The sequence below is a fragment of the Streptomyces sp. NPDC001100 genome, from assembly GCF_053598575.1.
Map to the genome: position 1 here is coordinate 116,301 of NZ_JBSFKO010000019.1, position 23,516 is coordinate 139,816.

27 protein-coding genes are annotated in these 23,516 nt (G+C 70.7%); 11 read left to right on the forward strand and 16 right to left on the reverse strand.

All coding sequences use genetic code 11. The features are described 5' to 3' along the window. Positions 1-126 precede the first annotated feature (126 nt). A complete protein-coding gene (locus ACWDEW_RS26960) occupies positions 127-825 on the reverse strand; it encodes a histidine phosphatase family protein (protein WP_450515742.1) in 699 nt (232 codons plus the stop codon). Then, positions 822-2,132, reverse strand: coding sequence for a glutamate-1-semialdehyde 2,1-aminomutase (gene hemL, locus ACWDEW_RS26965; protein WP_450515848.1), 1,311 nt, complete (start codon positions 2,130-2,132; stop codon positions 822-824). Before hemL ends, ACWDEW_RS26960 begins: the two co-directional genes overlap by 4 nt. 352 nt (positions 2,133-2,484) lie before the next feature. Between hemL and ACWDEW_RS26970 the strand changes: the two genes are divergently transcribed. Beyond that, entirely contained in the window at positions 2,485-3,156 is a 672-nt protein-coding gene (locus ACWDEW_RS26970) for a hypothetical protein (protein ID WP_399118711.1), read from the forward strand. A 133-nt stretch (positions 3,157-3,289) separates the two neighbouring features. On the opposite strand, the gene ACWDEW_RS26975 is transcribed toward ACWDEW_RS26970, so the two are convergent. The 4 genes from ACWDEW_RS26975 to ACWDEW_RS26990 all read right to left on the reverse strand — a co-directional run bounded on the left by ACWDEW_RS26975 (position 3,290) and on the right by ACWDEW_RS26990 (position 6,827). Beyond that, positions 3,290-4,141, reverse strand: coding sequence for an SCO6745 family protein (locus ACWDEW_RS26975; protein WP_450515744.1), 852 nt, complete (start codon positions 4,139-4,141; stop codon positions 3,290-3,292). A 54-nt stretch (positions 4,142-4,195) separates the two neighbouring features. Continuing rightward, positions 4,196-4,369, reverse strand: coding sequence for a hypothetical protein (locus ACWDEW_RS26980; protein WP_450515746.1), 174 nt, complete (start codon positions 4,367-4,369; stop codon positions 4,196-4,198). Positions 4,370-4,446: 77 nt separating this feature from the next. Further along, positions 4,447-5,001, reverse strand: coding sequence for an SWIM zinc finger family protein (locus ACWDEW_RS26985; RefSeq protein WP_450515748.1), 555 nt, complete (start codon positions 4,999-5,001; stop codon positions 4,447-4,449). Positions 5,002-5,003: 2 nt separating this feature from the next. Beyond that, positions 5,004-6,827 carry a DEAD/DEAH box helicase gene (locus ACWDEW_RS26990; RefSeq protein WP_450515750.1) on the reverse strand — a complete coding sequence of 608 codons (1,824 nt, stop codon included), beginning with the start codon at positions 6,825-6,827 and terminating at the stop codon, positions 5,004-5,006. A 315-nt stretch (positions 6,828-7,142) separates the two neighbouring features. Here ACWDEW_RS26990 and ACWDEW_RS26995 point away from each other — a divergent pair, with 315 nt between their 5' ends. Then, positions 7,143-7,961: an SAM-dependent methyltransferase gene (locus tag ACWDEW_RS26995; RefSeq protein WP_450515752.1), complete on the forward strand. Its 819-nt coding sequence runs from the start codon at positions 7,143-7,145 to the stop codon at positions 7,959-7,961. On the opposite strand, the gene ACWDEW_RS27000 is transcribed toward ACWDEW_RS26995, so the two are convergent. After that, a complete protein-coding gene (locus ACWDEW_RS27000) occupies positions 7,958-8,674 on the reverse strand; it encodes a GPP34 family phosphoprotein (RefSeq protein WP_450515754.1) in 717 nt (238 codons plus the stop codon). The two genes, ACWDEW_RS26995 and ACWDEW_RS27000, sit on opposite strands and share 4 nt — an antisense overlap. A gap of 120 nt (positions 8,675-8,794) precedes the next feature. Between ACWDEW_RS27000 and ACWDEW_RS27005 the strand changes: the two genes are divergently transcribed. Beyond that, positions 8,795-10,165: a histidine-type phosphatase gene (locus ACWDEW_RS27005; protein ID WP_450515755.1), complete on the forward strand. Its 1,371-nt coding sequence runs from the start codon at positions 8,795-8,797 to the stop codon at positions 10,163-10,165. Positions 10,166-10,239: 74 nt separating this feature from the next. Here the strand turns inward: ACWDEW_RS27005 and ACWDEW_RS27010 are convergent, their stop codons facing one another. From ACWDEW_RS27010 to ACWDEW_RS27025, 4 genes are all read right to left on the reverse strand, one after another. Continuing rightward, entirely contained in the window at positions 10,240-11,685 is a 1,446-nt protein-coding gene (locus ACWDEW_RS27010; RefSeq protein ID WP_450515757.1) for a HAMP domain-containing sensor histidine kinase, read from the reverse strand. Continuing rightward, a complete protein-coding gene (locus ACWDEW_RS27015; RefSeq protein ID WP_450515759.1) occupies positions 11,686-12,450 on the reverse strand; it encodes a response regulator transcription factor in 765 nt (254 codons plus the stop codon). Between the two features lie 300 nt (positions 12,451-12,750). After that, on the reverse strand, positions 12,751-13,344 hold the full coding sequence (locus ACWDEW_RS27020; protein ID WP_450515761.1) for an FMN reductase: 594 nt from the start codon (positions 13,342-13,344) through the stop codon (positions 12,751-12,753). Beyond that, positions 13,341-14,441, reverse strand: coding sequence for an LLM class flavin-dependent oxidoreductase (locus ACWDEW_RS27025; RefSeq protein WP_450515763.1), 1,101 nt, complete (start codon positions 14,439-14,441; stop codon positions 13,341-13,343). Before ACWDEW_RS27025 ends, ACWDEW_RS27020 begins: the two co-directional genes overlap by 4 nt. A 104-nt stretch (positions 14,442-14,545) precedes the next feature. Here ACWDEW_RS27025 and ACWDEW_RS27030 point away from each other — a divergent pair, with 104 nt between their 5' ends. From ACWDEW_RS27030 to ACWDEW_RS27040, 3 genes are all read left to right on the forward strand, one after another. Next, positions 14,546-15,367, forward strand: coding sequence for an AraC family transcriptional regulator (locus ACWDEW_RS27030; RefSeq protein ID WP_450515765.1), 822 nt, complete (start codon positions 14,546-14,548; stop codon positions 15,365-15,367). A gap of 77 nt (positions 15,368-15,444) precedes the next feature. Continuing rightward, entirely contained in the window at positions 15,445-16,611 is a 1,167-nt protein-coding gene (locus ACWDEW_RS27035; protein WP_450515767.1) for a sensor histidine kinase, read from the forward strand. After that, a complete protein-coding gene (locus ACWDEW_RS27040; protein WP_450515769.1) occupies positions 16,608-17,306 on the forward strand; it encodes a response regulator transcription factor in 699 nt (232 codons plus the stop codon). Before ACWDEW_RS27035 ends, ACWDEW_RS27040 begins: the two co-directional genes overlap by 4 nt. On the opposite strand, the gene ACWDEW_RS27045 is transcribed toward ACWDEW_RS27040, so the two are convergent. Both ACWDEW_RS27045 and ACWDEW_RS27050 read right to left on the reverse strand, forming a co-directional pair. Next, a complete protein-coding gene (locus ACWDEW_RS27045) occupies positions 17,275-17,871 on the reverse strand; it encodes a hypothetical protein (RefSeq protein WP_450515770.1) in 597 nt (198 codons plus the stop codon). The two genes, ACWDEW_RS27040 and ACWDEW_RS27045, sit on opposite strands and share 32 nt — an antisense overlap. A 190-nt stretch (positions 17,872-18,061) precedes the next feature. Continuing rightward, entirely contained in the window at positions 18,062-18,952 is an 891-nt protein-coding gene (locus tag ACWDEW_RS27050; RefSeq protein WP_450515772.1) for an NADP-dependent oxidoreductase, read from the reverse strand. A gap of 148 nt (positions 18,953-19,100) precedes the next feature. On the opposite strand from ACWDEW_RS27050, the gene ACWDEW_RS27055 reads away from it, so the two are divergent. Then, positions 19,101-19,511, forward strand: a complete 411-nt coding sequence (locus tag ACWDEW_RS27055; RefSeq protein WP_450515774.1) for a winged helix-turn-helix transcriptional regulator — start codon at positions 19,101-19,103, stop codon at positions 19,509-19,511. 19 nt (positions 19,512-19,530) lie between these two features. On the opposite strand, the gene ACWDEW_RS27060 is transcribed toward ACWDEW_RS27055, so the two are convergent. Together ACWDEW_RS27060 and ACWDEW_RS27065 are read right to left on the reverse strand one after the other, a co-directional pair. Further along, positions 19,531-20,004 (reverse strand): MarR family winged helix-turn-helix transcriptional regulator, encoded by a 474-nt coding sequence (locus ACWDEW_RS27060; protein ID WP_450515776.1) that lies wholly within the window; start codon positions 20,002-20,004, stop codon positions 19,531-19,533. Between the two features lie 87 nt (positions 20,005-20,091). Beyond that, positions 20,092-20,571 carry a hypothetical protein gene (locus ACWDEW_RS27065; RefSeq protein WP_450515778.1) on the reverse strand — a complete coding sequence of 160 codons (480 nt, stop codon included), beginning with the start codon at positions 20,569-20,571 and terminating at the stop codon, positions 20,092-20,094. A gap of 141 nt (positions 20,572-20,712) precedes the next feature. On the opposite strand from ACWDEW_RS27065, the gene ACWDEW_RS27070 reads away from it, so the two are divergent. From ACWDEW_RS27070 to ACWDEW_RS27080, 3 genes are all read left to right on the forward strand, one after another. Continuing rightward, a complete protein-coding gene (locus ACWDEW_RS27070; protein ID WP_450515779.1) occupies positions 20,713-21,048 on the forward strand; it encodes a YnfA family protein in 336 nt (111 codons plus the stop codon). 73 nt (positions 21,049-21,121) lie between these two features. After that, the gene (locus ACWDEW_RS27075; RefSeq protein ID WP_450515781.1) at positions 21,122-21,898 is read left to right on the forward strand and encodes an SDR family NAD(P)-dependent oxidoreductase; all 777 of its coding nucleotides are present in this window, start codon (positions 21,122-21,124) and stop codon (positions 21,896-21,898) included. Beyond that, positions 21,898-22,074 (forward strand): hypothetical protein, encoded by a 177-nt coding sequence (locus tag ACWDEW_RS27080; RefSeq protein ID WP_450515783.1) that lies wholly within the window; start codon positions 21,898-21,900, stop codon positions 22,072-22,074. The genes ACWDEW_RS27075 and ACWDEW_RS27080 overlap by 1 nt, the downstream gene beginning before the upstream one ends. An 18-nt stretch (positions 22,075-22,092) precedes the next feature. Here the strand turns inward: ACWDEW_RS27080 and ACWDEW_RS27085 are convergent, their stop codons facing one another. After that, on the reverse strand, positions 22,093-22,527 hold the full coding sequence (locus tag ACWDEW_RS27085) for a MarR family winged helix-turn-helix transcriptional regulator (RefSeq protein ID WP_450515784.1): 435 nt from the start codon (positions 22,525-22,527) through the stop codon (positions 22,093-22,095). A gap of 93 nt (positions 22,528-22,620) precedes the next feature. Between ACWDEW_RS27085 and ACWDEW_RS27090 the strand changes: the two genes are divergently transcribed. Then, a complete protein-coding gene (locus ACWDEW_RS27090) occupies positions 22,621-23,496 on the forward strand; it encodes an NAD(P)H-binding protein (RefSeq protein WP_450515786.1) in 876 nt (291 codons plus the stop codon). Positions 23,497-23,516: the final 20 nt, after the last annotated feature.

Below are 23,516 nucleotides of genomic sequence, written 5' to 3' on the forward strand. Positions count from 1 at the left end.
AGAGGACGCGACGGACGGGAAAGTTCGCCGGGAACCATGTGGGTTCCGAAACAAATGTCACAGGCCTGTCTCGACAACTGGCCCTGACGGGTGACCGGATCGCGATATCCGCGACATCCGCGCCACTCAGGCGCCGAACGCCTTGGACTTCCCCTTCACCGGCTTCGCGCCCGCGAGGAGATGCGCCGGGACGAGATCACGGGCCGGCTCGGTGTAGCCGACGGACACGATCTTGTCGCCGCGGTAGGTGAAGCTCGTCAGGGACGCGAGCGTGCACTGCCGCTTGCGCGGGTCGTGCCACAGCCGCCGCCGCTCGACGTAGGACCGCACGATCCAGATCGGCAGCTGATGGCTGACCAGCACGGCTTCGTGCCCGCGCGCCACGTCCTTGGCGGCGTCCAGCGCGGCCACCATCCGTACCACCTGGTCGACGTAGGGCTCGCCCCAGGACGGCTTGAACGGATTGACGAGGTACTTCCAGTTCCCCGGCTTCTTCAGCGCGCCGTCGCCGACCCCGAAGGTCTTGCCCTGGAAGACGTTGTCGGCCTCGATGAGCCGCCCGTCGGTCGCGAGGTCGAGCCCGTGCGCCTTGGCGATCGGCGTGGCGGTCTCCTGCGCCCGCTCCAGCGGGGAGGCGACGACATGCGTGACATCGCGGGAGGAGAGGTGTTCGGCGACCCGGTCGGCCATCTGCCGCCCCAGCTCGGAGAGGTGGTAGCCGGGCAGCCGCCCGTACAACACCCCGTCGGGATTGGCGACTTCGCCGTGCCGCATCACATGCACGACGGTGATGTCACCGGTGTTGTCAGTGGGGTTGTCGCTCATGCTGCTGTGGCCTCCGCCGCCGCTCTGGCCGCCGCCGGAAGGGCGTCGGCGATCCGCTGGATGGCCCGTTCGTCGTGGGCCGTGGACACGAACCAGGACTCGAAGGACGAGGGCGGCAGATAGACACCCTGCGCCAGCATCGAGTGGAAGAAGGCGGTGAAGCGGTACGACTCCTGCGCCTTGGCGTCCTCGTAGTTGCGCACGCTCCGGTCGGTGAAGAACACGGAGAACATGTTGGAGGCGTTCTGCAGCCGGTGCGCGACACCCTCCTTGCTGAGCGCCTCGGTGACGAGCGCCTGGATCTGCGCGGACACGGCGTCGACCGTCTCGTAGGCCGCGTCGTCGAGGAGTCGCAGCTGGGCGAGGCCGGCGGCGGTGGCGACGGGGTTACCGGAGAGGGTGCCGGCCTGGTAGACGGGCCCGGCGGGAGCGAGGTGCCCCATGATGTCGGCGCGCCCGCCGAACGCGGCGGCGGGGAAACCGCCGCCCATCACCTTCCCGAAGGTCATGAGGTCGGGCGTGACGCCATCGATCCCGAACCACCCGGCCCGGCTGGTCCGGAACCCGGTCATGACCTCGTCGGAGATGAAGAGGGCACCGTTCTTCGAGCAGGCGTCCTTGAGCCCCTGGTTGAACCCGGGGGCGGGCGGCACGACGCCCATGTTCCCCGGCGAGGCCTCCGTAATGACGCACGCGATCTCACCGGGGTGCCGGTGGAAGGCCTCGTTCACGGCTTCGAGGTCGTTGTACGGCAGGACGATCGTGTCGCCGGCCTGGGCGCCGGTGACACCGGGGGTGTCGGGCAGCGCGAAGGTGGCGACGCCACTGCCCGCGGCGGCGAGGAGCGCGTCGACGTGACCGTGGTAACACCCGGCGAACTTGATGACCTTGGGCCGCCCGGTGAACCCGCGGGCGAGCCGGATCGCGGACATGGTCGCCTCGGTCCCGCTGCTGACGAGCCGCACCTGCTGCACGGGGCCGACCCGGGCGACGATCTCCTCGGCGAGCGCGACCTCGCCCTCACCGGGGGTCCCGAAGGAGGTCCCGCGCGAGACGGCGTCCTGGACGGCGGCGATCACGTCGGGCTGGGAGTGCCCGAGGATCATCGGCCCCCAGGAACAGACGAGGTCGACGTACTCGCGCCCGTCCGCGTCCGTCAGATAGGGACCGTTGCCGGACACCATGAACCGGGGCGTGCCGCCGACCGCGCGGAAGGCGCGCACCGGGGAGTTCACGCCGCCCGGTGTGACGACCGACGCACGGTCGAAAAGAGCCTGCGAGACGGGTGCTTCGTAGGGATAGGGCAGTGCGCCGGGCAGTACACCTGCCGGTTCGCTTGCCGGTTCGCTGGGCGTTTCGCTTGGCGTTTGGCTCATGACCTGCGACTTCTCCGACTTCTCGGACTCCGGGACCTCAGTTACCTCCTCAGGGTAGGCGGCGGGAGCGCGGGCACGGGCCCCCACCCATCTGCGAGACTGGGAGGTGATACACACAGATACACACAGCTCATGCGGGCGCCGGTGTACAGGGCTTGCGCAGATCCTGCGGACAGGTGTTTCAGCGCACGTTTCGGCGGGCGGCCGTGGGGGAGGTCACTGACACGATGATCGGGTTGCGCGGCTGGGGCCACGCGTCCTAGAAAAGCAGTCGGGTGGAGATATGCATCGCGGTGGCGGACTGGGCGAGGGGACTGACGATCTGGGTCCTCGGCGTGCCCGGCGGGGGAAGCACCGACGCGACGCGGAGGAGGCCGCCGAGGCGGCACGGCAGAGCGGTCCCGGATCCAGCGGATCCGCTGGATCCGGTGTGGGTTCGAATGAGTCGGATCGCGACGAACGACGTATCGAACGTCGGATCGATCAGTTGCGGGCGGGGAGCAGGAATGGTGGTCGGGTGGGGGTGACGTACAAATACTTCGGCGCGCCCGACGGCGCGACCGCGGCCCGCGTCCCGATCTCGATGCGCCCCGAGGAACTCGGCGGCGACGAGCTCGGGATGAACGGCATGTTCACCAAGATCAAGCCGGAGACGATGGCCGCGATGGTCCTCACCGGCATCGAGGGCGTCCCCCTCAACAAGGTGCCCCCGCTGGAACTGGTCGTCCTCCACCCCGACTACGCCGTCGTCAAACTCCCGATGACGGTCGTCGACCCGCTCCGCGGAATCGGCGAGGAGGCGGTGGGCGCGGCAGCGTTCATCTGGTCGACGGTCCCGGACCGGGGCGGACCTCGGGACGCGTTCAATGTGTACCAACTCCTGCACGAATGGCAGGACTTCAGCCACCGGTTGCACGAGGCGGGGCATCAGCCCTATTGCCTTGTCTGGCCTTGAGTGGACTGAGGGTTCGTGGGTGAGGGGCGGGGTCTTCGGACCTCGCCTTTTGCTTGTTGATGAGACGGCTGTCGAAACCGGCGCCCAGGAGGCGCCGGTAGGCGCCGTCCTGCGCTGGGCGACCAGTTCTGTGTCACTGCGAGCCGGTGGCCACCAGGGTCGCGGTGATGGGTTCGAGCTCGGTGATCAGTTCGTCGAGCTCGGCGGGGGACAGGGCGTCGTAGGGCGGAGCGGCGAGTTCGTCGGTGAGGGTTTCGATGTGTTGTTTCGTCGCGCGGCCGGTGTCGGTGAAGTGGCCGTCGGCGTCGACGAGTCCGCGTTCGCGCAGACCGTCCATGATCGCGGCGAGGTGCTCCTTGGGCAGGTGATGGATGCGTCCGAAGGACTCCGGAGGGTGGATGCCCATGTCCAGCGCGCTGAGCACGTGGGCTTCCGTGCCGCCGATGCGCGCTCCGACGAGCGCGGCGATGTGACCGTCGCCGCGGTGCTCGCGCAGCATGGTCGCGGAATGCCACAGTCGGGCGACGGGGTCGCCGGGTACCTCAAGGGTGCGCATGCCGGCGTACATCACCCGGCCTTCGGTGGGGGCGCTCGTCGCGGCCTTGGTGGTCAGGTCCGCGGCGCGCACCAGGCCCGGGGAGTCGGCCAGTTCGTCGCCGAGGATGCGCCGCAGGGAGGCCGCACTGCCCCGCTCCCGCGCGGCGACGGAGGCCTCGGGCGGGATCGTCTCCCAGGCACTGGGGATGTGCCGTGCGGCTTCCCCGTCGGCGAAGTTGTAGAAGGCCGCGTGCACGACGTGAGCCGGCACCCGTCCCAGTGGCGCGGCGCGGCTGGCGAAGTAGCCGTCCCAGTAGGTGCGGTGGCCGAGTGCGGCGAGTTCCTCGTTGCACTCGTCGGCGAAGAAGGTGACCAGGCAGATCGGCTCCAGGAGCTCGAACATGCGGCGGGCGAGGTGAGTTGTCGGCTGCGAGCGCGTCGTGTCCATCGGGTTCTCCCTTGTGTCAGGTGTGCAGACTTTGACCGCTCGGCCCACCGAAACTCATCGGCGGCCAGGAGGAAGCAGTGGAGACTCAAACGTCTCGCACACCTGCCGCATGGCCCGCTCCAGCCGGGAGAAAGCCTGCTCGTCCCAGCGCTGGTCACGGATCACGATCGTGAGAAACGCGTCGTCGTCCTCCGAGAACTCACGACGCAGCGAAGCGAGATCATCCACCGCTTCATCATCGCGGTTCCCACTGACAATCACTCGGCCAACCACTCGGCGTTCACGGATGACATCAGCCGTCGGCCTCAGAAGTAGTCGTCCGGTTCAAGGGCGTTGAGCGCGACCCACCGCTGCGGTGTCGCGGCGGCGGCCGTGTCCGCGTCCGCCCCGTGCGACGACGCGCGGAAGTAGTCCTGCGCGTCGAGGGCGACCCGCGGATCGTCGTCGACGCGGCGGGCCATCTCGTAGTAGACGGCCAGGACGTGGACGCATCGGAGAGAGTCGGCCGGGCAGGTGCAGGCGATGGCGGCGACGTGCGGTGCGGGCCGGTGGCCGTCGGCGGTCAGGGTGCGGTACAGGTCGTCGGTGAGGACGGGGCGGGCGCCGGACAGGCGGCGGGAGACGGCGGCCAGCACCTCCGGGGGCATCGCCGCGAGCTCGATGGTCACCGCGTGGGAGTCGCGGCCGTGATGGACGACGGCCCGTACGGTCCGGCCGTCGATCGTGATCTCGACCTTGCCGTCGCGGGCGAGTCTGCGGGCGCGCGGGAGTTGTGGGTCGGGGCGGGTCTGGCGCAGTGGCTCGGCGAGGCGGACCCAGTCCTTGCCCCACGCCGTGTAGCCGAAATCGCTGTCGGGCATGGTCAGTTGGCCCGCTTCCGGCGCAGGACCTCGATGAGGCGGGCGTCGTCAAGGAGCGCCAGTTGCGCGACGCCGGACATGTCGGCGGTGTCGGCAGTGTTGGTTATGCCGGTCAGTGTGGACTTACGTGCGTGCATGGCCGCGATGTGCTCCTCGACCGTCGTCCCGGTGGTGAGTGTGGTGATCGTGACGGTGCGGGTCTGCCCGATCCGGTGGACCCGGTCGGAGGCCTGTGCCTCGACGGCCGGGTTCCACCAGCGGTCGAAGTGGATGACGTCGGCCGCGCGAGTGAGCGTGAGCCCGGTGCCGCCGGCCTTCAGGCTGAGCACCATCACCTGCGGGCCGTCGGGGGACTGGAAGCGGCGGACGAGGTCGGAGCGCTGGTCCTGTCGCAAACCGCCGTGGAACAACGGCACTTCGATCCCGAACTGTTCCGCGCAGTGCCGTACCAGCAGTTCACCGGTCCGCACGTACTGCGTGAAGATCAGGGTGGGCGAGCCGGTTTCGAGGTTGTTGGCCACGATGTCGGTGCAGAGGTCGAGCTTTCCCGACCTGCCCGCCAGTTCGCCCCGACCGACCCGACCGTCCAAGCCGTCCAAGCCGTCCAAGCCGTCCAAGCCGTCGGTGAGCAACGCCGGATGGTTGCAGACCTGTTTGAGCGCGGTGAGGGCCGCCAGCACCTTGGTGCGGCGCCCCGGCCCGCTGCCGAAGCCGTCGTCGACGGCCTGGTCCAGGACGCGGTCGTACGACCGCTGCTGTTCCTCGGTGAGGTCGCAGATCAGGTCGGCGTGGATCTTGGCCGGGAGCGAGCCGGCGACCTGGGTCTTCTTCCGTGCCAGGACGACCGGTTCGGTCACCCCGCGCAGCCGGGCCGCGGCGGCGACGGAGCCTTCCGCGATCGGCCGGACGAAACGGCGGCGGAATTGCGTCCTGTTCCCGAACTGGTGCGGTGCGACCAGGTTGAGCAGTGCCCAGAGTTCTTCGAGGTGGTTTTCCACGGGTGTTCCGGTCAGGGCGATCCGGGTGTCGGCGGCAAGGGTCCGCGCGGCTTTCGACACCTGCGTGCGGGGGTTCTTCAGGACCTGCGCCTCGTCGAATACGGCGGTGATCCACCGCTGTTCCGCCAGGGCGGGGCCGTGGAGGCGGAGGGTCGGATAGCCGGTGAGGACGACCGTGCCGGCGTCCACCGTCTCCAGCGGGCCGCCGCGCCAGGTCGTCGTCCGGAGGGCGGGGGCGAACCGCTCGATCTCGTGGGCCCAGTTCCCTACCAACGACGTGGGACACACGACCAGTTGGGGGCCTTCCGCGGCCCGTCCGGTGAGGTAGCCGATCGCCTGCAGCGTCTTGCCGAGCCCCATCTCGTCGGCGAGGACCGCGCCGCCGTGCGCGTCGGCGGTCTCCCGCAGCCAGCTCACCCCGCGCACCTGGTACGGCCGCAGCGCGGCGGTGAGCGCGGCGCGCAGTTCGCTGGCGACTGCGCGGGTGTGGCGGAAGACGGCCACGGCGTGGGCCGCGGACGTGACGGCGACACCGGTGGCGTCGGGGACTGCGTGTGCCGCGATCGGGAGGGCCGCGTCGCCGCCCGCGAGCAGATGCCGCCAGGCGGCCACCGAACGGCCGGGGGCGTCGAGGGGCACGTCGGCGAGCCGGTCCGGTTCGATGAGCGCGCAGTCGACGTCGGCGACCTCGAACCCGCCGAGATCCGAGGTCGGGACGACCAGGGCGATGGCCTCGACGGCATCGGCGGGCGGGGCGGCGGACGCGGTCCGCCCCGGCCAGTTCCACAGGGCGAACATGTGCCGGTCGGGCAGATAAGTGGCCTGCACGAAGAAACAACCTCGGGTGCGCTCGAATATAGAACTGACGCCTGGAAGGTAGGGAACGAAAAGCCCCCTGTCAATTCCCTCTCCTCTCCATGAACCAGCGCATTCTCAGAAGGAGTTGCCGGAGTTCCCTGGGACACATCAATCCCTCCCCTGTCAACTGATTCAAGAGAAATAACAGCCGGTTCCAGAAATGCACCGAGGACATGTCCCAAGCCGTTTTGTCAATTCCCGATCCGGTGGAGTCGTCTCCCGGACGACAGCGGGCGTGTCAGGATGATGATCTGACAGCCACTCACCAAGACGGAGCCTGGCCTCATGACCTCTCCCAGCGGGGACGGCAGTGGCGCCCAGCCACTGATCATCGACACAAGCAAGCCCCACCCGGCGCGGATGTACGACTACTTCCTCGGGGGGAAGGACAACTACCCGGTCGACCGGGACGCCGCCGAGCAGTTCATCAAGGCCGCGCCCGAGGTGCGGGAGGGCGTGCGGGCCAACCGGCGCTTCATGCACCGGGCCGTCCGGCATGTGGTGGAGGAAGGCGGGGTGCGGCAGATCCTCGACATCGGGACCGGGCTGCCGACCGAACCCAACGTGCATCAGATCGCGCACGCCATCGCCCCGGAGACCCGGATCGTCTACGTCGACAACGACCCGATCGTCAGCACCCACTCGATGGCCCTGATGGAGGGCACCGACACCTCCGCCATCCTGGCCGACCTGCGCGATCCCCGTGCCGTCCTCGACCACCCCGAGGTCCGCAAGGCGATCGACTTCGACCAGCCGGTGGCCGTACTGCTGGTGGCGGTCGTGCACTTCCTCGCCGACGACGGGGACCCGTACGACATCGTCGCGACCCTGCGCGACGCGCTGCCGGCCGGTTCCTATCTCGTCCTCTCCCACGCGACCGGTGACGTACACAAGGACCAGCGCGAGGAGGCGGCGTCCGTCTACAACCGCGCCACCGCCACCCTGAACCTCCGCACCCACGCCCAAGTCCTGGACTTCTTCGGCGACTTCACCCTCGTGGACCCGGGCCTGGTCCGCGTCACCCACTGGCGCCCGGAGCAGACACCGGACCCGGACGCGCCGCCGATCGGCATCTACGGCGGGGTGGCCCGCAAGGACGGTTAGTCGCCGACCGTGATCGTCCGGCCCTCCCGGGCCGGCAGTGAGAAGCCCAGCACGGTGCTCGTGTCGCGCAGGGTTTCCGGGAGGGCTCCGGCCGCGCCGGTGCCCCGGGCGCGTTCGAGACGTTGGGGTCGGGTCATGGTGAGGCCGAAGTCCTTCGTCAGGTCGGCGCCGTCCAGCAAGTCGCAGAGGAACAGCATGTGTTCGTCCAGCGGCACCTGCTCGGCGCGGACGGCGCGGACGCCGTCGATCAGGGCGGTACGGAGGACCGTGTCCGGGTGGTGGCGTGTTCTGGTGAGGAGGGTGCCGGGCCGGTGGCGTAGTACGCCTCGCTCGACGAGTGCGCTCGTGTGCAGCGCGAGTGCCTCCCGGCCGCGTTCCCTGAGCCAACGGCTCACCGTGAGGGGGCGAGGGGTGAGGGCGGTGGTACGGGCCCACAGGGCGGACAGCAGGTCGTCCGCCCACGTCAGGCCCGTGTGGGGCGTGTTGGGGGACAGTTCGATCTCGCCGCGGAGTCGGTAGATCTCGACGCCCAGTTTCCTGGTCTTCCTCGGCCTGACCAGCAGCCTTCTCCGCAGGGCCAGTTCACCGAGTTCCGCCGCCGCGCAACCGGCCGCGGTCTGACGGGAGTTGGGCACCCTGCCGTTCTCCCCGTACGACAGCAGGGCGAACTCCTCGGGCAGAGACAGGCGTTGGAGCGGCGCGGGTCCGAACATGCGGTGCATTCTGCACGGCGAGGCGTCCGTGCGCGTGGTCCTTCTCCTCTCCCGCGGGCGTGACGGTGGAGCCACCTCCAGTGCACCCGGCGTTCACGTCCCCCGCGAAACATGCGGCTCATGAGACGTGTCACCCTCGCCGCGGTGCTCGGCACGGCCGCGCTGCTGGCCACCCCGTTCGCCGCTCAGGCCGCTCCCGGCGGCAGCTCCCACACCGACAGTTACGGCACGAAGGCCGTGTACGCGCCGGAGCAGAACTCCCGCTCGTACCAGAAGGCCCCGGCCGGCTTCACCCCCGTCTTCACCGAGAACGTGTCCCGGCACGGCTCGCGCTCCGCGACCGACAGCTCGGACGGCGATCTGATCCTCGCGCTCTGGAACAAGGCCGAGGCGGAGGGACAACTCACCGCGAAGGGGCGGGAGTTCGGGCCGAAGACGCAGGCTCTCGAAGCCGCGATGAGCTCGATCGGCTACGGCAACCTCAGCGCGCGCGGCAAGGCGGAGATCCAGGCCACCGCGACCCGCATGGCAAAGCGGCTGCCGACCCTCTTCGCCTCGATCGCGAAGAACAAGGAGCCCATCGACGTCGTCAGTTCGGGCCAGGGGCGCGCCGTCGACAGCGCCAACCTCTACGGCGCCGCCCTCGCCCAGACCGACCCCGGCCTCATCTCCCTCATCGGCGCGACCCGTACCGACAAGGACCTCCTCTACTTCCACAAGGCCGCGGGCGGTGCCGCCTACCGCGACTACATCGCCAACGACCAGCGGCTGGCCACCACCCTGACCGCCGTCACGGACCAGCCGAAGACCCACCGTGCCGCCCGTGGCGTACTGAGGAAGCTGTTCAAGCCCGCGTTCGTGGACCGGATCACGGCGGGCGAGTTCGCGTCGATCGGCACGGACGTCGAGGCGGCCACCGCCGTCTACAACCTCTACGCCATCGCCCCCGCGATGAGCGGGGAGAGCCCGGGCGGCAAGGGCTGGGGCATGGACCGGTACATCTCGGCGCGCGACGCCGACTGGTTCGGGTACCTCTCCGACGCCGAGGACTTCTACGAGAAGGGGCCGGGCTTCGCGGACAGCGACATCACGTACAAGATGGCCGGCGTCCTGCTCGACGACTTCTTCGAGAAGGCCGAGGCCAAGCGCGACGGCACGAGCGTCCTGGGCGCCGAGCTCCGGTTCACCCACGCCGAGGAGATCATCCCGCTGGCCGCGCTGATGGGCCTGCCGGGGAGTACGAAGGCCGTCACGGTCGAGCAGCCGTACACCTATGCCGGCAACCCCTGGCGGGGCGCCGCCGTGGCATCCCTCGGCTCGAACATCCAGTGGGACGTCTACCGCAAGGGCAGCACCTACCTCGTGCGCATGCTCTACAACGAGAAGGAGACCGCGTTCAGGGCGGGCTGCCGTCCCGTCTCGAAGGGCAGCAAGTTCTACGACCTGAACGAGCTGGAGCGCTGCTTCGGGCGTACGAACTCGGCGGGCTGAGCTGCCGTACGCGGCACGGACGGATGCCCCTTCGCCGGCCCCGGCCCCGGGACCCTCTCGCCGCCGTGAGCCCGTCAGCCCCGGCCGCGTGGCCCGGTTCCGGGAACGGTTACCCCGCCCACCGTGAAGCCGATCACCGACCCGCCGCCCTCCCGCCGTAGCGCGAACGGCGCTCCCCCGTGCGCCAGGGCCACCTCGCGGACGATGGAGAGGCCGAGGCCGGAGCCGGGGAGGGAGCGGGCGTCGGCGGCGCGGTAGAAGCGGTCGAAGATGCGGAAGAGGTCGGTTTCGGAGACTCCGGGGCCTCGGTCGAGGACTTCGACGCGGACCGTGCCCGGGCGGGCGGGGCCGGAGACCGCGATCTCGATCGGGGTCCGGCCCGCGCGGTCGAACTTGGCCGCGTTCTCGACCAGGTTGGAGATCGCGCGCTGGAGCATGCCGGGGCGGCCGTCGGTCGTCGTGTCGCCGCTCGCGCGGACGGTGATGTCGCGGCCGGTGCGGCGGCGGGCCAGGACCGCGACGTCCTCGGCGATGTCGGCGAGGTCGACCTGCTGGGGCGGTTCGGTGTCGGACTGGCCGGCCGCGAGGTCCACCAACTCGTTGACCAGGTCGGTGAGTTCGCGGGCCTCCTGGGAGAGGTCCGCGACCAGTTCCTCGCGGGTGTCGGGCGGCAGTTCGTCCATGCGGCGGAGCAGGGAGATGTTCGTGCGCAGGGACGTGAGGGGGGTGCGGAGTTCGTGGCCCGCGTCCTGGATCAGGCGGCGCTGGTCCTCCTCCGACTGCGCGAGCCGGCCGAGCATCCGGTCGAAGGCGCGGCCGAGGCGGCCGACCTCGTCGTAGCCGGTGACGGGGACCTGCACGCCGAGGCGGCGGGTGCGGGCCACGTCCTCGGCCGCCGCGGTCAGGATGATCAGCCGCCGGGTGATGCGCCGGGCCAGCCACCAGCCGCACAGCCCGGCCAGCACCACGACCACCGCCATCAGCACGAACGTCCGCTGCTGCAACGCCCGCAGCAGATCCTCGGTGTCGCTGAACTCCTGCGCCACCTGCACCGCGCCCTGCCCGCGGCCGAGCGAGACGGTCGCGATGCGGTACACGTCCTCGGCGACGGCGACGTCCTTGTGCTCGACCGTCTTCCCGGCCACCTTCTCGCCCGCGACCTCCCGGTCGTCACCGGTGACGGGCAGCGCCGGGCTGCCGCTGTCGAGGACGCCGCCGGCCGGCCCCAGCACCTGCACATCCGTACGGGCCGGGCGCACGATGTCGTGGCCGGGCGCGGAGGAGGAGAAGTCGTCTGGCGTCATCTGGTGCGTGCGCACCTCGTCCTGCAGATCCTGGACGACCTGGTCGAACACGGACTCCTGGTCGACCCGGACCAGCCGGGCCGCCGCGCTGTAGGAGAGCACGCCGACGAGGAGGGTGACGGCGGCGGTCACCGCCGCGAAGGACAGCACGAAGGTCGTACGGAGCGAGACAAGTCTCGGCCGCCGGGCAGCGACCAGCCGCCGCAGGCGGCCCACTCAGTCCTCCCGCAGCACGTAACCCACGCCACGCACCGTGTGGATCAGCTGCGGTGCGCCGGGCTCGTCGAGCTTGCGGCGCAGATAGCCGACGTAGACGGCGAGGTTCTTGGAGCCGGGGCCGAAGTCGTAGCCCCAGATGCGGTCGTAGATGGTGGAGTGGTCGAGGACGATGCCCGCGTTGCGGACCAGCAGTTCGAGGAGTTCGAACTCGGTCCGGGTCAGCTCCAGTTCGCGGGTTCCGCGCCAGACGCGGCGGGCCTGGAGGTCCATGCGCAGACCGGCCGCCGAGATCTGCTTGTCGGAGGAGGAGGCGGAGGAGTACGGCGACGACTGCGACTGCGGCTCGTCCCGCAGTGCGTCGGCGGAGGTGCCGGGGACACCGTTCGCCGGAACGGGGCTGGTGCGGCGGAGCAGGGCGCGCAGCCTGGCGAAGACCTCCTCGACGTCGAAGGGCTTCACCACGTAGTCGTCGGCGCCCGCGTCCAGGCCCGCGATGCGGTCGGCGGTCTCCACGAGGGCGGTCAGCATGAGGATCGGGGTGCGGTCGCCCTCGGCGCGCAGCACCCGGCAGACCTGGAGCCCGTCGATGCCGGGCATCATCACGTCGAGAAGCAGCACGTCCGGTGGCGTGCGGTGGGCCTGCGCGAGCGCCTCGACACCGTCGGCGACCGCGGTCACCTGGTAGCCCTCCAGGGTCAGGGCCCGCTCCAGGGCATGACGGATGGCGCGGTCGTCTTCGGCGAGCAGCACAGTCTGGGGCACGTCCCCCAGTGTGCCAAGGCCTCCGGCGGTAGGGCGGTGGGGGCAGGTCTACGATCACCCTTTTTACCTGCCTCTCACCGTGGTGGACGCAACCCGGGCCGACCTCCTACCGTCTTCTCACGGTCGGCTGGACCTGACCGCCGTCCCTGGGCTCTGTCCCTGGGGGCTGCGCCCCCAGACCCCCGTCGGCCCTGAAGGGGCCTCGTCCTCAGACGCCGGACGGGCTGGATCTTGCTGGCCGGAGTTGAGAAGCGCGCCCCCACCGGGTGAGTGGGGGTTCGGGACGGTGGAGTCTCGGCCTCACGCGCCCGGCGAGACCGACAGCGCCGCCAGCTGTTCCGCGAACGGTACGACCGTCGGCTTCTTCTCCGGGCGGGTTGTCGACAGGCCCGTCATCAGGGCGCCCAGCTCCCCCGCCGCCCGGTCGATCCGCTCCGGCAGGCCCTCCGCGCCCCAGTCCTCGGAGGCGGCGTAGACACCGGTCGGGACGACCACGGCCCGGAGGTGGGCGAAGAGCGGGCGGAGGGCGTGTTCCAGCACGAGCGAGTGGCGCGCGCTGCCGCCCGTCGCCGCGATCAGCACCGGCTTTCCGGTCAGCGCGTCCTTGTCCAGGACGTCGAAGAAGGACTTGAACAGTCCGCTGTACGACGCCGAGAACACCGGGGTGACGACGATCAGCCCGTCCGCCTCCGTCACCGCGTCCAGCGCGGCGGAGAGGGAACGGCCGGGGAAGCCGTTGGTGAAGTTGTGCGCTATCTCCACGGCGAGGTCGCGCAGCTCCACGACCTGGATGTCGACGGGGGTACGGCGGTCCACCGCCGCTGCCAGCCGGTCGGCCAGCAGACGGGTGGACGAGGGCACGCTCAGCCCCGCCGAGACGACTACGAGCTTCATGCGACGGTCACCCCTTCCGATGCGGCGGCCTTGGCGGACTTCAGGGACTCGTGGGTCGGTGCCTCCGGCACGTCCGCCGGGCGGTTCGCCGCGAACTCCTTGCGCAGGACGGGAACGACCTCCTCGCCCAGCAGGTCGAGCTGCTCCAGGACGGTCTTCAGCGGCAGGCCCGCGTGGTCGAGCAGGAACAGCTGGCGCTGGTAGTCACCGGCGTAGTCGCGGAAGGCGAGGGTCTTCTCGATGACCTCCTGCGGGGAGCCGACGGTCAGCGGGGTCTGGTCGGTGAAGTCCTCCAGGGAGGGGCCGTGGCCGTAGACCGGGGCGTTGTCGAAGTACGGGCGGAACTCGTTCACCGCGTCCTGCGAGTTCTTCCGCATGAAGACCTGGCCGCCGAGGCCGACGATCGCCTGCTCGGGCGTGCCGTGGCCGTAGTGCGCGTACCGCTCCCGGTACAGCTCGACCATCCGCTTGGTGTGGTCGGCGGGCCAGAAGATGTTGTTGTGGAAGAAGCCGTCGCCGTAGAAGGCGGCCTGCTCGGCGATCTCGGGGCTGCGGATCGAGCCGTGCCAGACGAACGGCGGTACGTCGTCCAGCGGGCGGGGCGTGGAGGTGAAGCCCTGGAGCGGGGAGCGGAACTTGCCCTCCCAGTTCACGACGTCCTCGCGCCACAGGCGGCGCAGCAGCGCGTAGTTCTCGATGGCGAGGTTGATGCCCTGCCGGATGTCCTGCCCGAACCAGGGGTAGACCGGGCCGGTGTTGCCGCGGCCCATCATCAGGTCGACCCGGCCGTCGGCCAGGTGCTGGAGCATCGCGAAGTCCTCCGCGATCTTCACCGGGTCGTTGGTGGTGATGAGGGTGGTGGAGGTGGAGAGGATCAGCTTCTCGGTCTGCGCGGCGATGAAACCGAGCATCGTCGTCGGGGACGAGGGCACGAACGGCGGGTTGTGGTGCTCGCCGGTCGCGAAGACGTCGAGCCCGACCTCCTCGGCCTTCAGCGCGATGGCGACCATGGCCTTGATGCGCTCACGCTCGGTCGGCGTCCGTCCGGTGGTCGGGTCCGGTGTGACGTCGCCGACGCTGAAGATCCCGAACTGCATGGTCGTTCACCCTCCAGGTTGTTGATTATTCAACTATACCCCCCAACGGTCACCCCGCCGCACATATTCCGGCCACTGTCAGTGCCTCGTCCTACGATCCCGACATGGCCGCCGCACGCCGTGACACCCGAGGAATCGTCGACCCCGCCGAACTCCTCGCCCGCGTCCACTTCCGCCGCCCCGAACCGGCCCCGCCCCTGCGCCCGTACATCGAGCACTACTGGCTGATCGACTGGGACCTCACCGAGCCCTACGTCTCCCATGTCGTCCCGCACCCGGCCGTGCACATCGTCTTCCAGCGGCTGGCCGGCGAGGACGCCTTCGTCGAGGTCGCGGGCATCCCGCACGGCCTCTTCGCCCAGAAACTGGAGGGGCGGGGGCGGGTGTGCGGGATCAAGTTCCGGCCGGGTGCCTTCCGGACCGTCGCCCCGGACCGCCCGGTGTCCGAGTGGACGGCAGCGCGGGTGCGGCAGCCCGAGGTGTTCCCGGACACCGACCCGGCCGTCGTCCTCGACCCGGCCGACGAGAACGACCGCGTCGCCGCCCTCGACGCCTTCCTGCTGGCCCTCGACCCGCGCCCGGACCCACAGGCCGAACTCGCCACCGCCCTCGTCGACCGCATCCGCACCGACCGCACGATCCGCCGCGTCACCGACTTCGCCCACGCCGAAGGCCTGTCCGTACGACTGCTGCAGCGCCTCTTCGCCGCGTACGTCGGCGTCGGCCCCAAGTGGGTCATCCTCCGCTACCGCATCCACGAGGCCCTGGAGCGCGCCGGCGCCGGCGAACCCGTGGACTGGGCGGGCCTCGCCGCCGACCTGGGCTACGCCGACCAGGCCCATCTGGTCCGGGACTTCACGACCACGGTCGGGGTCTCCCCCACGGCGTACACGCAGAGCGCACAGGCTGCGCCGGGCGGGCGCTGACCGACACCTGCGGGACCGGGTCCACCGCACGCTGATAGTTTTCGCAGCGGTCGGACAACAGCGGGGAGGGAGACCTGATGAACCGAGCTCAGGCCCTGGTCCGCTGGTCCACCGTGGACAACAACCCCATCCAGATCTTCGGCACCGCGGTCGCCGTCGCCATCGGCGCGGTCACCGTACGCCCGACCGGGACGTCCGGTACCGGGCTCGCCGTGCTGTGTCTGCTCGTCCTGGTGTCGCTGCTGCTGTGCACCCGGCTCGTCCCCGAAGACCACTTCTCGCCGGGTGGGCAGCTCGCGGTGCTGTGCGCCTGGTCGGCGGGGGCCGCCGCGCTGATGAGCCTGGACCGCTCCGGGGCCTCGGCCCTCTTCGCGTACTTCGCCACCGGCCACGCCGGATACCGCCTCGACAGCCGCCGCTCACTGCCCTTCGCGGCGGCCACCAGCGCCCTGTGCGCGGGTGCGCTGCTGGCGCCGTGGGGCGGCCACGGCGCCTCGTGGATCGTGGGCGCCTTCACCGGTGTCAGTGTGCTGGTCGGTATCTCCAACCGGGCCCACACCGCCGCGCTGCGCTCCGCGCGGGCCGCCGCCGAGCAGGCCGAGCTGGCCGCGCGGGCCGTGGCGCGAGCGGAGGCGCTGGCCGAGCGGGCCCGGATCGCCCGGGACGTGCACGACGTACTGGCCCACTCGCTGGCCGGGGTGAACATGCAACTGGAGGTCACGGACGCCCTGTTGGAGTCCGGTGACATCGACCGGGCCCGGCAGGCGGCCCAGCGGGCGCAGAGCCTGGTGCGCTCGGGGCTGACCGAGGTGCAGCGCACGGTCGGGGACCTGCGGGAGGACGCGCTGCCGCTGGTGGAGACGCTGCGCTCGCTGCTCGCGTCCGCCTCCGACGCCGGTACGCTGACCGTCGACGGGCCGCAGCGTGAACTGCCCGTCCGCCTCGCCCAGGTGATCGTGCGCTGCGCCCAGGAGGCGCTGACCAACGCGCACAAGTACGCGCCCGGCGCCCCGGTCCGCATGCGCCTGGAGTACGCGGGACAGCCGGCCGAGGCGACCGTCTTCGAGGTGGTGAACTCCGCGCCGCCGGAGGGCTCGCGGCCGTTGGCCGGTGCGGGGAGCGGGATGGGTCTTGTCGGGATGCGTGAGCGGCTCGACCTGGTGGGCGGCACGGTCACGGCCGGGCCGATCGTGGACGGCGACGACGCAGGAGGCTGGCAGGTGCGCGTGGTGATCCCGGGATGAGCGACGAGCGGCAGGGGCCGGGCGAACATCCGCCTGTTGTCAGGGTGGTTGTGGCCGACGACCAGACCGCGGTGCGCGAGGCGCTGGCGACCGTACTGGATCTGCAGTCCGGTGTGGAGGTCGTGGCGACCGCGAAGGACGGCGGGGAGGCCGTGCGGGCGGCGGAGGAGCACGCGCCCGATGTGATCCTGATGGATCTCAACATGCCCCGGGTGGACGGGGTGGAGGCCACCCGGCTGATCGGCGAACGCTTCCCCGGGGTCGCCGTCGTGGTGCTCACCACCTTCGCCGACGAGGAGTACATCCTCGCCGCGCTCGGCGCCGGCGCCCGCGGCTACCTGACCAAGGAGTCCGGCCGGGAGGACATCACCCGCGCGGTGCGGGCAGCGGCTGCCGGCCAGTCCGTGCTCGACCCCGCCGTACGGGACCGGCTCGTCGCCGCCGCCGCGCGGGGCGGCGCCCCCGTCCAGCGGCCGGGCACCGGACTCGCCCCGGACCTCACCCCGCGGGAGGTGGAGGTGCTCACGCTGATCGGCGAGGGGCTCACCAACCGGGGCATCGCCGAGCGGCTGGTGGTGAGCGAGGCCACGGTGAAGACCCATATCAACAACCTCTTCTCCAAGGCCCATCTGCGGGACCGGGCGCATGCCGTGCAGTACGCGTTCATCCACGGACTGGTGAAGACTCCCGGGTGAGGGCCTGCCCCTGGACCCCGGCCGGCGCCAGGAGGCGCACGCGGGCCAGCAGCAGGAACACCCTGGTGAGGACCATGGCCAGCGCCATGATGACGAAGAACGGTGCGATGGCGTCCTCGACTATGTGGTGCTGCGCCATGAACGTGCCGAGGTGGTCGCGGAACCAGGTGTTGTGCTCGGCGAGGTAGATGAACGCGATGCGCAGCCCGACCACCGCCGTCCAGATCGCCACGAAGCCGGCGCCGCAGCGGGTGTGGACCTTGCCCGAGGCCGGGTCGCGCTCCAACCCGGTGGTGAGGGTGGCGACGACACCGCAGGCCAGCCCGATCGCGGCGCCCACCAGATAGACCACGATGTCGACGGTCTGGGTGGGCGTCCCCTTCAAGTAGAAGTAGGCCACCGCGGACACCGTGCCGATCGGCATCAGCACCTTGTGCAGGTCGTACTTCCGGCGTCCGTACTGCGTCAGCATCATCACCGCGAAGATGCCGCCGCTGATCGTCAGCGCCTGCTCCATGTCCGTCATGACGTCCCACTCCTCGGTCTCCGGCGGTCGTCCCGCCACGCGTTTTCCTGAGATCGACTCTCCCGCCGATACCGGAAAAGCTCCCGGACCCACGGGTGGAAATCCGGGTGGAGACGCAGGGTGGAGCCCTCCCCCAGGGGCGGCTCGGGGGTGGGTGCGGAGGGGGCTGGGTGCGGAGGGGAGCGAATGCTCAGGCGACCGCGGGGCCGGGGCAAGGGGACCGAATCCCCTACGGCACCAGCACCAGTCGCCCCCGCACCCCGCCCTCCGCGAGTCGCGCGTGCGCTGCGGTCGCGTCCGCCAGGGGGTACGTGTCCGCCACCCGCAGCGTCAGTACGCCCTTCTCCACCAGGGCGACCAGTTCGGCGAGCCGGGCGCCGTCCGGGCTCACCTCCACCGCCCCGGTCCGCACCCCGCGCTCCGGGGCCGGCGCGGCCTGTGGAATCACCCCGGTGAACGCGCCCCCGTCCCGCACCCACGCCAGCGCCCGCTCCCCGAGGACCGCCGCGTCCAGCACCGCGTCGACGCTCCCCGCCGGCACCCCCTCGCTCGTGAACTCGGCGGCGCCCAGGGCCCGTACGAACTCCTCGTCGCCGGCGCGGGCGAGCCCGGTCACCAACACTCCGTGCTGCGCGGCGAGTTGGACGGCGAAGCCGCCTACGGCCCCTGCCGCGCCCGTCACCAACAGCGTCTGACCCGACGTCAACTCCAGGAGATCCAGGGCCTGTACGGCGGTCAGCGCGTTCAGCGGCAGGGTGCCGGCGTCCACCGCGTCCACGCCCTCCGGTGCCTTCGCGACCGCGTCCGCGTCGACGACGACGTACTCGGCGTGCGTGCCCAGCGGCTTGACCGCGCCGTAGTGCAGGGCGACCACCTCGTCGCCGACCTGCCACGCCGTCGCGACGCCGGTCGCGTCCACCGTCCCGGCTACGTCCCAGCCGAGGCCGAGCCGCTTGCCCGCGCCCCCGAACGCTCCCGCGCGCACTCCGGCGTCCACCGGGTTCAGCGAGGCCGCCGCGACCTTGATCCGCACCTGCCGGGCGCCCGGCTCGGGAATTTCCGTCTCCACGACCCGAACCGCCTCGGGCCCGCCGAACGTCGTCACCACTGCAGCACGCATGCCGGACAGCTCCTCGTATGGGGTGTTCGCTTCGGTATCTCCTCAGCTGTCGGCAACCCTAGGAAGAGCTACTATCCATCGGGAAGTAGTTACCCGAAGGTGCGTACCTACCCCGCAAGTGAGTGGAAGTGAACGGAGGCCACGGCCCATGGCGACCATGACAGCGGCCCAGAAGCGCGAACAGGCACGTGTCGAGTACGACGCGTTCATCCGCGAGTGCCCCACCAACCAGCTCCTCGACCGCATCAGCGACAAGTGGGTCAGCCTCGTCGTCGCCGCCCTGTCCCGCGGCCCGATGCGCTACAGCGACCTCGCCCGCAAGATCGCCGGCGTCAGCCCCAAGATGCTGACGCAGACGCTCCGTTCACTGGAACGCGACGGCATCCTCTCCCGCACGGTCACCCCGTCCGTCCCGGTCCGCGTCGACTACGAACTCACCCCGCTCGGCGCCAGTCTGAGCATGCTGCTGCTCGCCGTGAAGGACTGGGCGGAGACCCACATCGAGGAAGTCCACGAGGCACGGGGGCGCTACGACGGGGACGACGGGACGCCCTCCTAGCCGTCCCCTGGGCCCCCGCTCAGACCTCCCCCGCCCGCAACCGCGCGATCTGCCGCCCGCTGAACTCCACCGTCCGCCTCATGTGCCCGACGATCACGGCGAGTTCGGCGTCGGCGAGGTCGTCGAAGAGGGTGAACCAGCCGCCGCCCAGCCGGTTCCACATCCGGCCGAACTCGGTGATCTTCTCCGGGACCGTCGCCACCAGCACCCGCCGCCGGTCCTCCGCGTCCCGCTCCCGGACGACGTACCCCGCCCGCTCCAGCCGGTCCACGAGCCGTGTCGCCGACCCGGTCGTCAGCCCGGTCAGCTCGGCGATCCGGCCCGTGGTCACCGGCCCCGCCTCCGGCGTGAGCAGGTTCAGGCACTGCAGATCGGTGGGGTGCAGCCCGAGGCGGTCGGCGACGGCCTGGTTGAACAGGGCGTACGACGCCATGTACCGGCGCGAGACGGTGGACAACTCGTCCAGCAGCCGCGCCCGCGCGTTCCCGGACATGTCGTACCCCTCGTCGCCTGTGCCGTGCGGAGATCGAGATCGTACGACGTGGTCGGCGGCGTGGCTCAGGGGTACTACGGGCGTGGCTCAGAAGTAGTAGGTGTCACCGGTGTCGAGGACGAGCACCCGCTGCTGGTCGTTGGCCCGGTTCCCGTCCACCGCGCCGCCGCCCCACACCGTGTCGAGCTCCAGCAGCACCTCGGAGGACGCGTCCCGCAGCCGTACCCGCAGCTCGATCCGCTCGCCCACCTCGTCCGCCGCGAGCGCCCCCGTCCGGCACACCACCGCCCGCTCCCCCGACCGGGCACACCCCTCGGGCAGCGTCTGCCGGTCCGCGAGCGGCTTCGACCAGCGCAGCCGTACGGTCGCGTCGGGGACGGCGGAGGGGCCGTGGTTGCGCGGGGTGAACCGCACGTCGATCCGGCCCTCGGTCATGGCGACGGAGCCGTGATAGGAGAGGTCCGCCTCAGGAGCCGGCACACCGGGGGCCGCTCCCATCACCGCGAACGCGGCACCCACTACGGCACCGACCCGCAGTACCCGCAGCACTCGTACGACTTCCCGCATGCCATCCACTCCTCAGTACGTCCGCACATCCGCAGGCCATCGTGGTCGTACGGATGTATCCCACGCGGAGCGCCCGACAGGCGCCGTCCATCAGGTGACACCCGGGTGATCGGGTGACACCCGTGTGATGGGGTGGCGGTCATGCTCGTACTTCGTTCCGCGGCCCTTTTCGTCCTCGCCGCCGTCTTCGAGATCGGCGGCGCCTGGCTGGTCTGGCAGGGGGTGCGCGAACACCGCGGCTGGCTCTGGATCGGCGGCGGGGTGATGGCCCTCGGCGTGTACGGCTTCGTCGCCACCTTCCAGCCCGACGCCCACTTCGGCCGCATCCTCGCGGCGTACGGCGGGATCTTCGTCGCCGGTTCGCTGGCCTGGGGCGCGGTCGCGGACGGCTACCGGCCCGACCGCTGGGACCTCACCGGCGCCCTGATCTGCCTGGCCGGAATGGCCGTGATCATGTGGGCGCCGCGCGGAAACTGAGCCGCCGCCGGGCCCGCCTATCCTGGACGCAGTCGTACGCACGAACCAGTGGATCCCTCCCGAGGAGCAGCCCATGGCCACCGCCGCACCGTCCGCCGCCTCCCGTATCGCGGTCGTCACCGGGGCGAGCGGCGGAATCGGCGCCGCCACGGCCCGCCGGCTCGCCGCGGCCGGCTACCGCGTCGTCCTCACCGCCCGCCGCAAGGACCGCATCGAGGCGCTGGCCGAGGAGATCAACAAGGCGGGCCACAAGGCGACGGCGTACGAGCTCGACGTCACCGACCGGGCCGCGGTCGACGAGTTCGCGACCGCCTTCAAGACGATCGGCGTGCTGATCAACAACGCGGGCGGCGCGCTCGGCGCCGACCCGGTCGCGACCGGCGACCCCGCCGACTGGCGCACGATGTACGAGACCAACGTCCTCGGCACGCTGAACGTCACCCAGGCCCTGCTGCCCGCCCTCACCGCGAGCGGCGACGGCACGGTCGTGGTCGTCTCCTCCACTGCGGGCCACGGCACGTACGAGGGCGGCGCGGGCTATGTCGCCGCCAAGCACGGCGCCCATGTCCTCGCCGAGACGCTGCGGCTGGAGATCGTCGGCACCCCGGTCCGGGTCATCGAGATCGCGCCCGGCATGGTCAAGACGGACGAGTTCGCGCTGACCCGGTTCGGCGGGGACACGGAGAAGGCGGCGAAGGTCTACGCGGGCGTCGCCGAGCCGCTCACGGCGGACGACGTGGCCGACACGATCTCCTGGGCGGTCACCCGCCCCAGCCACGTCAACATCGACCTCCTCGTCGTCCGCCCGCGCGCCCAGGCCTCGAACACCAAGGTCCACCGGGAGCTGTGATGCCGGACGAGGAGGGACGCCCCGACAACTCCCAAGAGGCCATGGACAAGCGCCGACTGGCCGAGGAGACCAGGAACGAGCGCAAGGTCTGGTACTTCCTCGCCTATTTCCTCTTCGGCATCCACATCGTCGCCTTCGTGATGATCTACGCGGTGACGCACGCGCCGAACAAGTGAGGAAGCGGCGAGCGACGGTCAGGCCTGATCGCCGTTCAGGATATCGCTCGCCGAGCGGTGGACCTTCCTCAAGGCGCTGAGCAGAGCCGCGCGTTCGGCCTCGGTGAGGTCCGCGGTGACCCGCTCCTCGATCAACCGCCGTTCCGCCTCGACCGGTTCGCGCAGCGCGCGCCCCGCGTCGGTGAGCCAGAGCCGGACGAGCCGGTTGTCCCGGTCGTCGCGGCGCCGGGTGAGCAGCCCGGACGCGGTCATCCGGTCGGCCATCTTGACGACGGTGGGCGTAGTGACGTGCAGCGCGGCGGCGACCTCGCCGGGTGTGGCGCCGTCGTGTTCCCAGAGCACGGCGAGCAGGTGGTTCTGGCCGACGTGCAGCCCGTGGCGCCGCATGGCCGCGTCGGCCAGGGAGCGGAGCACCTTCGACGTCCTGCCGTGCAGGTCCAGGAACTCGGACATGGCGGCCTTTCGAGCAAGTCGATTGACGGCTAATCATTCACCGGCTAGCGTTCTCGCGAACTCATTAGACGGCAAACGACTTTGGGAGCCGCAATGATACTGGTCACCGGCGCCACCGGAAACATCGGCCGGGCCCTCGCCCGCGAACTCGACGACAGGGGCGAGAAGTCACGGCTCCTCGTCCGCGACCCCGCCCGAGCCCGAGCCACCGGACTGCCCCCGTCCGACCACGCCGAACTCGTCGTAGGAGACCTCGGAGACCCGGACACACTCGCCCCCGCCCTCACCGGCGTGGACAGACTGTTCCTGCTCACCCAGGGCATCGGCACAGACCACACCACCACGGCGGTGGCCGCCGCCCGCGCGGCCGGAGTGCGCCACCTCGTGCACCTGTCCTCCGCCCACGTCCTGCTCGACCCGGTCCCCGCCATGGGTCGCTGGCACCACGAGCGCGAGCGGATCATCCGCGCCTCCGGCATCCCCGCCACCTTCCTCCGGCCCGGCGGCTTCATGACCAACGCCCTCGACTGGCTGCCCACCATCCACGACGGCGGCTACGTCCTCGACCCGGTCGGCCCCGGCCGCTACGCGCCGATCGACCCCGCCGACATCGCCGCGGTCGCCGCCCACGTCCTGACCGGCCACGAGGAGGAGGGCGAGGAGTACGCCCTCACCGGCGACGAGACGTTCACCGTCGCCGAGCAGGTCCGGATCATCTCCGAGACCGTCGGCCGCACCATCGAGGTCAGGGCCACCACCACACCGGACGAGATCGTACGGTTCCGCTTCCCCCACGGCGCGCCCCCGGCGCTCGCCGCCGCCGTCACCGAGGGCTTCGCACTCATGCGCGCCGACACCGTCGGCTTCCGGACGGACACCGTGGAGCGCCTGCTCGGCCGCAGGCCTCGCACGTTCGCCGACTGGTGCGCCCGCCATGCCGACGCGTTCCGCCGACCGGCCACCGTATGAAGTCCCGGCCACCGCATAAA

Bases quoted from the DNA above. Each gene is read 5' to 3' on its own strand.
- ACWDEW_RS26960 (WP_450515742.1), bottom strand. From the start codon at position 825: ATGAGCGACAACCCCACTGACAACACCGGTGACATCACCGTCGTGCAT.
- ACWDEW_RS27065 (WP_450515778.1), bottom strand. From the start codon at position 20,571: ATGCGGGAAGTCGTACGAGTGCTGCGGGTACTGCGGGTCGGTGCCGTA.
- ACWDEW_RS27030 (WP_450515765.1), top strand. From the start codon at position 14,546: ATGGCCGCCGCACGCCGTGACACCCGAGGAATCGTCGACCCCGCCGAA.
- ACWDEW_RS27005 (WP_450515755.1), top strand. From the start codon at position 8,795: ATGAGACGTGTCACCCTCGCCGCGGTGCTCGGCACGGCCGCGCTGCTG.
- ACWDEW_RS27075 (WP_450515781.1), top strand. From the start codon at position 21,122: ATGGCCACCGCCGCACCGTCCGCCGCCTCCCGTATCGCGGTCGTCACC.
- ACWDEW_RS27055 (WP_450515774.1), top strand. From the start codon at position 19,101: ATGGCGACCATGACAGCGGCCCAGAAGCGCGAACAGGCACGTGTCGAG.
- ACWDEW_RS27040 (WP_450515769.1), top strand. From the start codon at position 16,608: ATGAGCGACGAGCGGCAGGGGCCGGGCGAACATCCGCCTGTTGTCAGG.
- ACWDEW_RS27000 (WP_450515754.1), bottom strand. From the start codon at position 8,674: ATGTTCGGACCCGCGCCGCTCCAACGCCTGTCTCTGCCCGAGGAGTTC.
- ACWDEW_RS27090 (WP_450515786.1), top strand. From the start codon at position 22,621: ATGATACTGGTCACCGGCGCCACCGGAAACATCGGCCGGGCCCTCGCC.
- ACWDEW_RS26975 (WP_450515744.1), bottom strand. From the start codon at position 4,141: ATGGACACGACGCGCTCGCAGCCGACAACTCACCTCGCCCGCCGCATG.
- ACWDEW_RS26995 (WP_450515752.1), top strand. From the start codon at position 7,143: ATGACCTCTCCCAGCGGGGACGGCAGTGGCGCCCAGCCACTGATCATC.
- ACWDEW_RS27020 (WP_450515761.1), bottom strand. From the start codon at position 13,344: ATGAAGCTCGTAGTCGTCTCGGCGGGGCTGAGCGTGCCCTCGTCCACC.
- ACWDEW_RS27050 (WP_450515772.1), bottom strand. From the start codon at position 18,952: ATGCGTGCTGCAGTGGTGACGACGTTCGGCGGGCCCGAGGCGGTTCGG.
- ACWDEW_RS26970 (WP_399118711.1), top strand. From the start codon at position 2,485: ATGCATCGCGGTGGCGGACTGGGCGAGGGGACTGACGATCTGGGTCCT.
- ACWDEW_RS27070 (WP_450515779.1), top strand. From the start codon at position 20,713: ATGCTCGTACTTCGTTCCGCGGCCCTTTTCGTCCTCGCCGCCGTCTTC.
- ACWDEW_RS26985 (WP_450515748.1), bottom strand. From the start codon at position 5,001: ATGCCCGACAGCGATTTCGGCTACACGGCGTGGGGCAAGGACTGGGTC.
- ACWDEW_RS27060 (WP_450515776.1), bottom strand. From the start codon at position 20,004: ATGTCCGGGAACGCGCGGGCGCGGCTGCTGGACGAGTTGTCCACCGTC.
- ACWDEW_RS27025 (WP_450515763.1), bottom strand. From the start codon at position 14,441: ATGCAGTTCGGGATCTTCAGCGTCGGCGACGTCACACCGGACCCGACC.
- ACWDEW_RS27085 (WP_450515784.1), bottom strand. From the start codon at position 22,527: ATGTCCGAGTTCCTGGACCTGCACGGCAGGACGTCGAAGGTGCTCCGC.
- ACWDEW_RS27035 (WP_450515767.1), top strand. From the start codon at position 15,445: ATGAACCGAGCTCAGGCCCTGGTCCGCTGGTCCACCGTGGACAACAAC.
- ACWDEW_RS27080 (WP_450515783.1), top strand. From the start codon at position 21,898: ATGCCGGACGAGGAGGGACGCCCCGACAACTCCCAAGAGGCCATGGAC.